Here is an 11,827-nt window from a genome sequence, read left to right as displayed (position 1 = left end):
GAGTTCACCGCCGACTTCGCCAACCTCGACCCGCCGACCCCGGAGATGCAGCAGATGTTCGGCGCCATCGCGCAGCGGCAAGAGACGATGGACGGATTCGTCCGGGTGATCGCCGGGGTGACCGCTCCCTCGGAGTTCTTCTCCGACCCGGCCCTGACGGGCACGCCGGGCTGATCGCCGACCCCGCCCAGCCCCGGGCGCGGAGCGGGCGGGCGGGCGGGCGTCAGTGTCCGGCGGAAGCCTTGACCACCGCGACCGCGGTCCCGATCGCCGCGTCGATCGCGCCGGCGAGCAGCGCGAACACGATCCCTCCGCCCATACGGATCCCGCCGTAGCACCCCCACGCGAACAAGGTGGCGACGTTGACCCCGGCTGCCGTGAGCAGGGCCGTCTCGAGACCCATCGCCCCCAGGGCCGAGACGCCGATCAGAACGAGCGGGCCCGCCGCGGACAGCAGCAGCGGGCTGCTGACGAAGAGCATCGCGCGCAGCTCCCGTCCGCGTGCGAGAGCGCCGTGCGTCACGCGATGGGCCTGCTGATCGGCGACCAGCGCGGCCAGCCACAGGCCCACCGAGGCAGTCACGACCGTCGCCGCGGCCCCGAGGACGTCCACGTGGCTGCCGGCCGCGAGCCCGACGACGACGGAGATCATGGTGATCGTCGCGTAGAGCCGCTCCTTGAGCTGTGCCGCGGCCGTATCCGTGCCCATGGAGTCCGCCGCGTGTTCCTTCACCCAGCTCACCGTAAGGTGCGGGCGTACCGGGCACCCGGACCAACACCTGGCACCGCGCCCGGCCTGCCGACGGCGGCCGCGGCGGCCGGTCGAGACGTCGGCGAGCGCGTCAGGTCAGGCGCCCTTCTTGCTCAGGAACCGTCGCAGCTTCGTCAGCGGCCACGCGTTGATGACGTCGTCCTTGGTCAGCCAGCCGCGCTGCGCCGTACCCACCCCGTAGCGCATGTACGGCAGGTGCGTGGTGGCGTGCGCGTCGGAGTTCACCGCGAACTTCACGCCGTAGCGTTTCGCGCTCAGGACGTCCTCGTCCCGCAGGTCGAGCCGCTCCGGGTGTGCGTTGATCTCCAGAGCGGTGCCCGTCCGCGCGCAGGCCTCGAAGACCGCGTCGAAGTCGGCGTCGATGCCCGGGCGTTTCCCGATGCGGCGGGTCGTGGGATGGCCGATCACGGCGACGTTCGGGTTCTCACAGGCGGATATGAGGCGGCGGGTGAGTTCCTGCCTGCTCTGGTCGAAGTGGGAGTGGATGGAGGCCACGCAGATGTCGAAGTCCGCGAGGAACTCGTCGGGCCAGTCCAGGGAGCCGTCCGGGCCGATGTTGAGTTCCGTGCCGTGCAGCAGCCGCAACTTGTGGTGCGCGCCGTCGAGGGCGCGTACCCGCTCGCGCTGGGCGAGGATCTTCTCGCTGGTCATGCGCTGCATGGAGAGGTTCGGGGCGTGGTCGGTGACCGCGTAGTACGCGTATCCGCGGGCGGCAGCGGCGGCGACCATGTCCTCCAGAGTGGCCAGCCCGTCGGTGAGGTCGGTGTGGGTGTGCAGATCGCCCCGGATGTCCTTCTCCGTCAGGAGGTCGGGGAGTTCACCGCGCAGGCCGGCCGCGATCTCGCCGCGGTCCTCGCGCAGCGTCGGCGGTATCCAGGGCAGGCCGAGCCTGGCGTAGATCGCCTCTTCCGTCTCGGAGGTGATGCTCTCGCCGCTCTCGGCGTCGAAGAGCCCGTACTCGGAGAGCTTGAGGCCTTGGCGCACAGCGAGTTCACGGGTGCGGATGTTGTGTGCCTTGGAGCCGGTGAAGTACTGCAGCCCCGCCCCCCAGGAGGCCGGGGGAAGGACCCGCAGATCGACCTGCAGGCCTGTGACGGTCCGCACGGAGGTCTTCTTCGCCCCGTGTGCGATGACCTCGGCCGTGTGCGGGAGGGCGGTGAGGGCGTCCATGAACGGAGCCGACCGGCGCGCGGCCACCAGGATGTCGACATCGCCGATGGTCTCCTTCATGCGGCGCAGGGAGCCGGCGTACGTACACCGAACGCAGCCGCGGATGCCCGACAGTTCGGCGACGAGCTGCTCGGCGACGTCCATGGCCGCACTGACGAGGATCCGGCCCTCACCGGCCTTCTGCAGCAGCGCGATGCCGTGCAGGATGTTGTCCTCCGTCCGCTCGCCGAAGCCCTTCAGATCACGCAGCCGCTCCTGGTGGATGGCGTCGAGCAGCTTGTCGACGGAGGTGATGCCCAGCTCTTCGTACAGCACCATGGCCTTGCGGGGCCCCAGCCCCGGAATCGTGATCAGCTCGCGCACTCCGGCCGGCACGAAACTCCTGGCCTCGTCGACGACGGACATGCGGCCGGTCCGCAGGTACTCCAGAATCTTGTCCGCGACCGACTTGCCGACGTTCGGGATCTCGCGCAGCTCCTTGGCGCCGAGTGTCGAGACGTCCTCCGGGTAACCCCCCACGGCGCGAGCCGCCTTCTCGTAGGCACGCGCCTTGAAGGCCTCCCCGCCCCGGATCGCGATGAGGTCCGCGTACTCCTGGAGCAGCGCCTCGACCTGGTCGTTGGCTCGGGCCATGACTCCAGGGTGCCCCGCGGGCGCCGGGCGGGCACGCCGGGCGGCACGTGGGCGCCGCCGTCGCGGTCGCGCGTCGCGCGTCGCGCGTCGCCGGTGAGACACCGCCTTAGCCTGGAGAGGTGGGCGGTGAACTCGTGACGCTGTTCCTCGCCGGCGACGTGATGCTCGGCCGCGGCGTCGACCAGATCCTTCCGCACCCCGGCGACCCGGCCCTGCCGGAGGCGTACGTCAGCGACGCCCGTACGTACGTCGAACTGGCGGAGACGGCGAACGGCCCGGTTCCGCGTCGGGCGCCCTTCTCCTGGCCGTGGGGAGAGGCGCTGGGCCTCCTCGACGCGGCCGCGCCCGACGCCCGGATCCTCAACCTGGAGACGTCCGTCAGCCGGAGTGACGACCTCGCCCCCGGCAAGGGTGTCCACTACCGGATGCACCCCGCCAACCTGCCGTGCCTGGCCGCCGCACGGCCCGACGTCTGTGCCCTCGCCAACAACCACGTCCTGGACTACGGCCGTCACGGCCTGGCCGAGACCCTCGGCTCGCTCGCCGCCGCGGGACTGCGGACGGCGGGGGCGGGCCGAAACCTCGATGAGGCGCGGCGGCCCGCGGTCGTCTCCCTCTCCGGGAACCGCCGCCTGCTGGTCTTCTCCCTGGGTACGGCGTCGAGCGGTGTCCCCCACACCTGGGCGGCCACCGCGGACCGGAGCGGGATCGACTTCGTCGACGAGGCCTCGGATGCGGCCGCGGCCGAGGTGGCCGGCCGCATCCGGCGGGCGAAACGATCCGGCGACCTCGTGGTCGTCTCGATCCATTGGGGTTCCAACTGGGGTTACGCCGTACCGCGCGACCAGATCCGCTTCGCGCACGCGCTCGTCGACGGCGGCGCGGACGTCGTGTACGGGCACTCCTCGCACCATCCGCGCCCGGTCGAGGTGTACCGGGGGCATCCGGTCCTCTACGGCTGCGGCGACCTGATCGACGACTACGAGGGCATCGGCGGCCACGAGCACTACCGGGACGATCTGCGGCTGCTGCACTTCATCTCACTGGAGCCGGACACCGGCCGGCTCGACCACGCCCGCCTCGTCCCCTTGCAGGCCCATCGGATGCGCCTGCGCCACGCCTCGCGCGAGGACTCCGACTGGCTCCGCGAGGTCCTTGCCCGCACCAGCCGCGCTTTCGGCACCCACATCACCCGCGCCCCGGAAGGCGCCTACACAGTCCATCCGCCGCGTGGCTCCTGACGCCGCACGGGAAGGTCTTGGAGTCGCGGACCCCGGCCGCCAGTTCCCAGCGTGCGGTGAGGACAGGGCGCGCGGGGCTGGATGCCCGATGCCCGGTCGGGGTTACCGTGCGGGAAGGGTGAGTTCGCCTCCGCGATAGAAGCTCTCCCGCTCCTCGACGACGTAGGGGGCCATGACCTCGCGCCGCTCTTTCTCCGCGTCGGAGGACCGCCACGCGTCGCACGCCTGCCTGGAGTCCCAGAGGGACACTCCGGTGATCTCCTGCCCGTCCTCGGACCAGTACGCATACGCGCGGCGCATGCCTTCGGGGAAGGAACCCGGGCGCCACGCCCTCTCGAACTCCTCCAAGCTGCCCGCCTTGATGCGGCGGGTGGTCACCCAGACAAAGTGCTCCTCCATGGCAGCCTCCTCAGGACCGGGGATCGGCCCGTCCCGTCTCTTTGACCACCGTAGGTCCCTGGAGCCGCCTCCGCCTCCGAGGCGGCCGCCCCGTACCCCGTCCGCGCGCGGCAGCCGCGAACGTCGCTGACGACCCCGGCCTCTCACCCCGGGGCCCGGCCCGGGGGCGAGGGGTCATTCCCCGGACCCCTGGCCGTCGCCCGTGCCGTTGCCCGAGTCCTGGCCCGAGCCGTTGCCGTTGCCGTCGCCGCCGTTGCCGCCATCGCCGTTGCCGTTGCCGTTGCCGTTGCCGTTGCCGTTGCCGTCGCCGTCGCCGTCGCCGTGCTGGTTCTGGCCCGTGCCTTCGCCCGGCTGGTTCTGAACCGTGCCGTCGGCCGGCTTCTTCTCCGTGCCCTCGCCCGGCTTCTTCTCCACGGTGCCATCGTTCGGCTTGTGCTCCGTGGTGCCCTCGCCCGGCTTCTTCTCCACCGTGCCGTCGGCCGGCTTCTTCTCCGTGTCGCCCGGCTTCTTCTCCGTGCCGTCGGCCGGCTTCTTCTCCGTGCCATCGGCCGGCTTCTTCTCCGTGTCGCCCGGCTTCTTCTCCGTGCCGTCGGCCGGCTTCTTCTCCGTGTCGCCCGGCTTCTTCTCCGTGCCGTCGGCCGGCTTCTTCTCCGTGCCGTCAGCCGGCTTCTTCTCCGTGCCATCGGCCGGCTTCTTCTCCGTGCCGTCAGCCGGCTTCTTCTCCGTGCCATCGGCCGGCTTCTTCTCCGTGCCGTCAGCCGGCTTCTTCTCCGTGTCGCCCGGCTTCTTCTCCGTGCCGTCAGCCGGCTTCTTCTCCGTGTCGCCCGGCTTCTTCTCCGTGCCGTCAGCCGGCTTCTCCACCGGCTTCTTCTCCACGGTGCCGTCGCCCGGCCTGTGCTCCGTGTTGCCCTCGCCCGGCTTCTTCTCCACCGTGCCCTTGTCCGGCTTCTCCACCGGCTTCTTCTCCACGGTGCCGTCGCCCGGCCTGTGCTCCGTGTTGCCCTCGCCCGGCTTCTGGACCGTGCCCTTGTCCGGCTCCTTGACCGGGGGCTTTTCCACCGATCCCTCATGGGGAGGGGGCAGGACCGGGTACGGCGAGTCGGGCTGTTGGCCCTTGGGGGGAGGCACCTCGTGGTCGTGCTTGCCCTGCACGTCGCCGCTCGGGCGCTCGTACCATCCCTTGCGGTCGTGGTCGAACATCGTGACGGTCTTCACCGGCTTCTCGGCGGGTTTGACCGCAACGAGGTCGGAGGACTGGAACGACGACCACTCCTTGCCGCTGTACGTCTGCTTGCCCTTGACGGCGACGGGCGGGGCCAAGGGGTTGCCACAGGCGCAGCGGACGCGGGGGACGCCCCGGTCGTCGACCAGGACGGGCGTACCGGCCTGCAGGATCGCCTGATAGCTGGTGGGCGCGGCGTTCTTGTACCCGTGGTTGGTGACCCGGGTGTCCCAGACCAGCCGTACGGGCGTCAGCGACCGCAGGTAGGAGGCGATGTCGGGCTGCCCGATCTGCAGGGGGGCCGCGAAGGCCTTGCTCTTGTCCGCGTGCTGCGCGAGGAACTTGATCTGCTTCTCGACGTCACAGCTCACGACGTTGCGCGTGCCGCCGTACAGACCCGGGTACGCACCGTTGACCTCGAGGGTGCGCGTGCCGCTCGTGCCGCCCTTCGCCTTGCCAAAGGTTGCGGGAGTGACTTCCGTGTCCTGGGACTCCGTGGCCGTCGAGGGCGTGAACGGGTCCTGGCCGGCCGCCGAGGTGGCCTCGAGGAAGACCTCTCCGCCGGCTGCCTTGTTCCCGCCCATGACGGTGAACGCGAGGACCACCGCCGTCGCCATGACCACCGCGCTGCTGGCACTCAGTACGGTCCTGCGCGACCGCCACCCGTGAGCTGCCCCTCCGCCGCGCCGGGCCGGCTCACCCGGCCCGCCCCGCTCACCGCTGCCGGACGGCGGACCGGGAGGAGGCCCCGGCGGGCGCCCCGGCGGGGGCGGAGGCTCTGGCGGCGGAGGCCCCGGCGGGGGAGCCTGCTCGTTCGTCGGCCGTTCGGAGAGCGGACCGGACGGAGGGCCGGTGGGGCGCTCGCCCGGAGGAGGTAGTGAACTCACGACACTCTCCCCCCGAGATAGGACATCGGGAAAATGGTGGCTATGCGCATCTGCTCGCTCCTGACTGCCATTATGACCTCCACGTCGTGGAGGCGTGAATGATGGAAATTCCACTCCCGCGAAAAAAGCTGAAGAGCCGGCCGGACAAGGGGTCCGTCCCTTCAAGAGTTGTCGCGGGTGGGACCACTCGGTGTGGGCCCATGAGGTGAGTAAGCCACCCGGGCCTGCATCACGTCATGCCGCGACTTTTCGGGACTTGACAGGGCCCGGCCCGCCCCGTCACGGCGGACGAGCGGGCGTGTTGAGCCTCGCCGGGCCCGGTGCGAGCCGGGTCGGCGACGCACCCGGGCCGCGGAGCGGTGCCGGGATCAGCCGGCCGGTCGCCCGGCGCGTCCGGTGTGGCCGACAGGCTCTTGCCCAGCTGCCGGAACAGCCGGTTCCCCAGGCATTCCGTCAGGTAAGGAACTCCGTCGGTGTACCCCGAACCGTGCGCGTCGCCGAGCATGCGCGCGGCAAGGCTGCGATGGGCCGACTTCCACCGCTGGTGCGTGTCTTCCAGCTGGCTGAGCGCCGCGTCGAGGCGACTCCACTCCGCCCGGCCGAAGCCTCCCTCGCTGCGGAGGTCGAGATACGCCTGGGCGACGGTGTCATGGCCGGCGGCTCGAACCTCGGCCTGCACGGCGGGCACGCTCGTGAAGGCGGCCGAGTGGAGGCGTGGGACGGGCGGGACACCACACAGGCTCTCGAAGCGTTTGTACTGTTCGGACTGGATGGCGCTGGCGCCTTGGGTGTACTGCCGGAAGCCGGAGAAATGCTCCGCCCTCATCGTGGCGACTACGCGGAACAGTGCAGCGGCACGCTCGAACATGGCAACGGCATGGCCTATTCGCTCCGCCCCTTCGTCCAGGTTCCCTGCGCGCAATGCCCCGATGGCTGATCTCATGTCTGCCGCTATCGCGGTGAAGAGCATTTCGTGGGTCTGGAGGGCCCGGATGAAGAAGTACTCGTCATGCAGTACGTAGACGGGCTGGACGGTGACGCCGAACCACCGCCAGGCGTCCGTCGCCGGTGGCCGGGGGAGGTGGTCGAGGAGACCTTCCAGGCGGGATGAGGGGGTGTGCGCCACCCGGGACGGCAGGTCGCCCGCGTCCGACCGGCCGAGGCCCGTCGCCACGAACCGCACGGCATGCCGCAACCGCGTGCTCAGCGTCGCCGGATCCGGCCGGCCGCGGCTGGGCCCCTCGCGGGACCCGCGCGCCGCCTCGATCTCGAAGCGAACGACGTCGGACATGAGCATGGTGGACATCCGGTCCGCGTCCAGCCCGGCACCCCCTTCGTCCACGAGGAGCTCCAGTACCGGCAGCGCAAGGTAGGTCCGATTCCAGAAACGCCCCTCGTGTTTGTCGAGCATGCAGTCGAGAAAAGCGTTGAGGAACGGGCGGTCCGCGGTGTGCCGATGCCGGACGTCACGCAATCGGACCAGCATCTGCTCGGGCAGGAAATGCTTTCCTGTCCGCCGTACGTGTTCCGTGAGGGACCGGGCCAGGGAGATGCCGTCGGATTCCACCGGTACCTGATCGGCGGGCGCCCAGCGCCTGACCCCCCGAAGGGTCGACGTACGGGATCCGCACGCCTCACGAAGCGTGCATACGCAGCCTCTGGTCATTTCCCACGGACACCGGACCGTGCTGCTCTCGGAAGTCATCGCGACCGCCTCTCCCGTGTCGTTGTGCGGCAGTTCGGCGCGGAACGCTTTCCGGCCGGTGATCAGCCTCACGCTGTCCGAGTGAGTACTGGATTCCACTAGGCATGATCGGAAGACCGCACGTCACGTCTCGGGAATTCGTGTCTTGACAGGAGCCGGTGGGCCACGCACGACCCGGCCGCTCGCCGGTGCCGGAGCATGAACACCGGGCCTCCGCCGCCCGCGAGCAGCGGCGGAGGCCCGTACGGGAAACCGGGTCAGGAGCCGCTGCCCCGGAAGGCCGTGGCGCGCACGGTGTTGCCACAGAGCGCGAACTCCCCGCCGTCGTCAGGCGCCAGCTGGAGCCCGCCCCCTCCCACCCCCAGCACGATCGAGGGTGCGACGGTCGGCTCGGCGCCGGAGGCGCAGTACCCGTCGGCCTCTCCGAGCACCGGGGTGAAGGTGAGCTGGGTCGAGGCCCGGCCGCCGGCCGGCAGGGCCACGGCGCGCGCCTGGCCCTGACGGACCACGTTCAGGGGCCTGTTGCGGTCCGGCGAGCCCTGACCGGCGAGGGCCACCGTGGGAAACCCCTTCAGGACGCATGCCTTCGGTCCGTCGTTGATCACGGTGATCCGTACCTGGCTGCCGCCGGTCCGCTGTGCGCTGTTCGCGATGAGTTGCTCGCTCGTACAAGGCGCGGCGGGCGCCCGCCGCCCGGCCGTCTCGTGCGCCGCGGCGCCCGGACCGGCGGCCAGCAAGAGGCCGCAGGTGACGGCGCCCGTCACGAGCCAAAGGGACGGGGACCAGGCCGCGCCGCCCCGCATTGTGCCCTTCATGGGTCTCCTCACGGTTCGCAGGACGTCCGCTCACCCCCTGCCGCGCACGTCGCTCCCCCGCGGCCGCATCCTCCTCCCACCGTCGCACCACCCCGGGCCGGCGGCACGCGCAACGCTCTGACCTGGCCGTGCTCTCGTCCGCACGCGGTGACCCCGCGGTCGGACGAGCGCCTCACGAGGAGACGGCCGGGGCAGCGGATGGAGACACGAGTACGGCCGCAGACGCCGGAGAGGCGGTGGCCTCTCCGGCGTCTGCGGTGCCGGGCGGGGGGCGGGGGCTTGCCGGGACGTATTCCCGGGGGGCGCTAGGGAGTGTCGGCCCTCACTTGCCGAGCTTGGCCTTCAGGTCCGCCTTGAGCTGCTTCTTGATCACCTGCTTGTTGGCCTTGTTCACGGTGCCGCCCTTGCCCGTGCCGTCACCGCCCACGGAGGTGGCGTCACCGGTGTTGACGGCGTCGGCGCTGGCGTTGCCGCCGGTGGCGGCACCGGTGGTGATCGTGCACTTGCCCTTGCAGCTGCCGACGCCGGAGTTGGCGTTTCCGCCGGTGGCGGTGCCGCCGACCGTGGTGTTCTCGGCGTTGGAGTCACCGCCGGTACCGATGCCGTCGGCGCTGTCGCCGGGGAGGAAAGAGACGGCCTGCGGGACGGCGGCCGGCGCGGCCATCGCGGTCGCCGGCAGGGCTATACCGCCACCCACCAGCGCCAGGGAAGCACCGGCCAGAACAACACGACGGGCAGAGAAACGCTCGAACATGGGAATTCTCCATTCGATGTAAAAGGGCTCTGAGTGCCGTCCCGCAGAACAGGCCGGGAACAATCATTTGGTCTTCACGTTCTCCGGGGTTCCCCGGTGAGGACGTACTTCAAATAAACCCTGCGAGAGCACGTGCGTCACGCCACTCGAATACGTGGCTTGACGTCAAGAATCGATCTTGGTAAAAGCTCCCGTCGTGCGGGTCGTACGAGCCGCGAAGGCCCCGCACAATCCTCTGCCGTATGGGTCCCCGCACCCTCGGCATCAGATAGGGAGTGGGCAGACACAGCGGAACCGACCCTGTTGCAGAGCGGTGGCGAGTCCTGAAAGACGCTCAAGAAGGAGAGGGGGGAAGGGGCGAGAACACGCCGCGCTTCGCCAGATCCTGCTCGCAGCATGATCCACACGATAACGTCCACCTCGAAATAGGCCCCAGGCGTCCCTTGGCGTGTGCATACAACCGGACGTATCCGGTCTGCAGCCTCAGCGCCCGCCCGCTTGGCCACAGGCGGAGACTTCACACAAGAATCCCGGAGAATTCCGATGAACGAGCGTTCTTGGACCCGTCGTATCGTGCTGGCCGCGGCTTCCGTGGCACTGGCCGGCAGTATCGCCATGCCGACGACCGCCATGGCCTCACCGACAGTCCCGCTGTACGGCTACGGCAGTCTCCACGCCGCCGTGGGCAGCGGCGCCCCCGGAGTGTGCGAGGGCCTCTGCCACGGCAGCAGCAATACCGCCGCAGGCGACGGTGCCTCCGGCGTGTGCCGGGGCCTCTGTCACGACAGCACGAACACCGCCGTGGGCGACGATGTCTCCGGCGTGTGCGAAGGTCTGTGCGGCGGCAGCACCAACACCACCGTGGGGGCCGGTGCGTTCAACGAGTGCACGGGCCTCTGCGGGACCAGCACCAACACCGCTGTGGGTGACGGCGCCTCCAACAAGTGCAGCGGCCTCTGCTACGGGAGTGTCAGCACCGCCTGGGGCGATGACGTGCTGAGCGCCGGCAGATCCGCATCCGTGTCCTCGGTCGGACAAGGCGCACGGGCCAAGGGCGCAAAGGGTGCCAAGGGTGCCAAGAACACGGACAACGGCGGTGACGTCAGCGCTGTCAGCGGCAACGCCAACGCCGAGAACACCACCGTCGGCGGTACCGCCACCTCCGGCTCCGCGACCTCCGGCGGCGTCGGCACCTGCATCGGCAGGTGCACGATCGTCACGGGTGACGCGACGAGCGGAAACGCCAGCGCCGACGCCACCAACACCGGCGACGCGACTGCCGTGAGCGGAGACGCGACGGCCACGGACTCCTAGCCGGGGGGAAAGGCCGCGGGAAGGACGCGGGAAGCGTCAGAGCAACGGACGCCGGAGAGGCTGTGGCCTCTCCGGCGTCCGTTGTGTGGGTGGTGGCGTGCAGGGATCTGCTCCCTGGGGGGCCTGCGGGGCCGTCAGCCCTCACTTGCCGAGCTTCGCCTTCAGGTCCTGCTTGAGCTGCTTCTTGATCACCTGCTTGTCGACCTTGTTCACGGTGCCGCCCTTGCCCGTGCCGTCGCCGCCCACGGAGGTGGCATCGCCGGAGTTGACGGCGTCGGCGCTGGCGTTGCCGCCGGTGGCGGCACCCGTGGTGATCGTGCACTTGCCCTTGCACTCGCCCACACCGGAGTTGGCGTTTCCGCCGGTGGCCTCGCCGCCGACCGTCGTGTTCTCGGCGTTGGAGTCACCGCCGGTACCGATGCCGTCGGCGCTGTCACTGGGAACCAGGGTGACCGTCTGCTGCGGGACGGTTGCCGGCGCGGCCATCGCCGTCGCCGGCAGGGCGATACCGCCACCCACCAGCGCCAGGGAAGCACCGGCCAGAACAACACGACGGGTAGAGAAACGCTCGAACATAAGAATTCTCCATTCGGTGTAAGGGGGCTTTGCATTCCCTCCGGGATTCCCCGGTGAGGGCGTACTTCAAATAAACCCTGCGAGAGCACGTGCGTCACGACACTCGAATACGTGGCTTGACGCCGAAAAGCGATCTTGGTAGAGGCGGCGGAACGGGCCTTCTGCGACCGGACGAGAAGCCGAACAGCCCTGGCCGGACCCCCGACCGTCTTGTCGGCTTCTGTCAAGTGACGAATAACAGGGGCTACGACGTCATCCCTCCTCCCGGCACGGTGGAAATCGACCGTCCTGCGCAAGAGCAGGAGCGAACCGCCATCCGGATTCAGAGGAAGCCATGTC

10 protein-coding genes are annotated in these 11,827 nt (G+C 69.9%); 2 read left to right on the top strand and 8 right to left on the bottom strand.

Translation table 11 applies throughout. The features are described 5' to 3' along the window. Positions 1-223 precede the first annotated feature (223 nt). Together AB0D48_RS16795 and polX are read right to left on the bottom strand one after the other, a co-directional pair. Complete coding sequence (locus AB0D48_RS16795; RefSeq protein WP_362396514.1) at positions 224-733, bottom strand: hypothetical protein; 510 nt, start codon at positions 731-733, stop codon at positions 224-226. Positions 734-847: 114 nt separating this feature from the next. Then, the gene (polX, locus tag AB0D48_RS16790; RefSeq protein ID WP_362396512.1) at positions 848-2,575 is read right to left on the bottom strand and encodes a DNA polymerase/3'-5' exonuclease PolX; all 1,728 of its coding nucleotides are present in this window, start codon (positions 2,573-2,575) and stop codon (positions 848-850) included. Positions 2,576-2,694: 119 nt separating this feature from the next. Here polX and AB0D48_RS16785 point away from each other — a divergent pair, with 119 nt between their 5' ends. Next, complete coding sequence (locus AB0D48_RS16785) at positions 2,695-3,816, top strand: CapA family protein (RefSeq protein ID WP_362396509.1); 1,122 nt, start codon at positions 2,695-2,697, stop codon at positions 3,814-3,816. Between the two features lie 102 nt (positions 3,817-3,918). Here AB0D48_RS16785 and AB0D48_RS16780 read toward each other — a convergent pair whose 3' ends face one another. The 5 genes from AB0D48_RS16780 to AB0D48_RS16760 all read right to left on the bottom strand — a co-directional run bounded on the left by AB0D48_RS16780 (position 3,919) and on the right by AB0D48_RS16760 (position 9,598). Beyond that, complete coding sequence (locus AB0D48_RS16780) at positions 3,919-4,215, bottom strand: antibiotic biosynthesis monooxygenase (RefSeq protein ID WP_362396506.1); 297 nt, start codon at positions 4,213-4,215, stop codon at positions 3,919-3,921. A 174-nt stretch (positions 4,216-4,389) separates the two neighbouring features. Then, entirely contained in the window at positions 4,390-6,054 is a 1,665-nt protein-coding gene (locus AB0D48_RS16775; protein WP_362396503.1) for a DUF6777 domain-containing protein, read from the bottom strand. A 499-nt stretch (positions 6,055-6,553) separates the two neighbouring features. Next, a complete protein-coding gene (locus tag AB0D48_RS16770; protein ID WP_362396500.1) occupies positions 6,554-7,735 on the bottom strand; it encodes a tryptophan 2,3-dioxygenase family protein in 1,182 nt (393 codons plus the stop codon). 551 nt (positions 7,736-8,286) lie between these two features. Further along, a complete protein-coding gene (locus AB0D48_RS16765; protein WP_362396497.1) occupies positions 8,287-8,844 on the bottom strand; it encodes a DUF4232 domain-containing protein in 558 nt (185 codons plus the stop codon). Between the two features lie 322 nt (positions 8,845-9,166). Beyond that, positions 9,167-9,598 carry a hypothetical protein gene (locus AB0D48_RS16760; RefSeq protein WP_362396495.1) on the bottom strand — a complete coding sequence of 144 codons (432 nt, stop codon included), beginning with the start codon at positions 9,596-9,598 and terminating at the stop codon, positions 9,167-9,169. Positions 9,599-10,141: 543 nt separating this feature from the next. Here AB0D48_RS16760 and AB0D48_RS16755 point away from each other — a divergent pair. After that, positions 10,142-10,912, top strand: a complete 771-nt coding sequence (locus AB0D48_RS16755; protein ID WP_362396493.1) for a hypothetical protein — start codon at positions 10,142-10,144, stop codon at positions 10,910-10,912. Between the two features lie 141 nt (positions 10,913-11,053). On the opposite strand, the gene AB0D48_RS16750 is transcribed toward AB0D48_RS16755, so the two are convergent. After that, positions 11,054-11,488, bottom strand: coding sequence for a hypothetical protein (locus tag AB0D48_RS16750; protein WP_362396490.1), 435 nt, complete (start codon positions 11,486-11,488; stop codon positions 11,054-11,056). Between the last annotated feature and the right edge of the window lie 339 nt (positions 11,489-11,827).

This window comes from Streptomyces sp. NPDC048269 (genome assembly GCF_040652395.1).
Classification (GTDB): Bacteria; Actinomycetota; Actinomycetes; order Streptomycetales; family Streptomycetaceae; genus Streptomyces.
The sequence above is the reverse complement of the archived record's forward strand: the minus strand, read 5'-3'. Positions and strand labels throughout refer to the sequence as shown.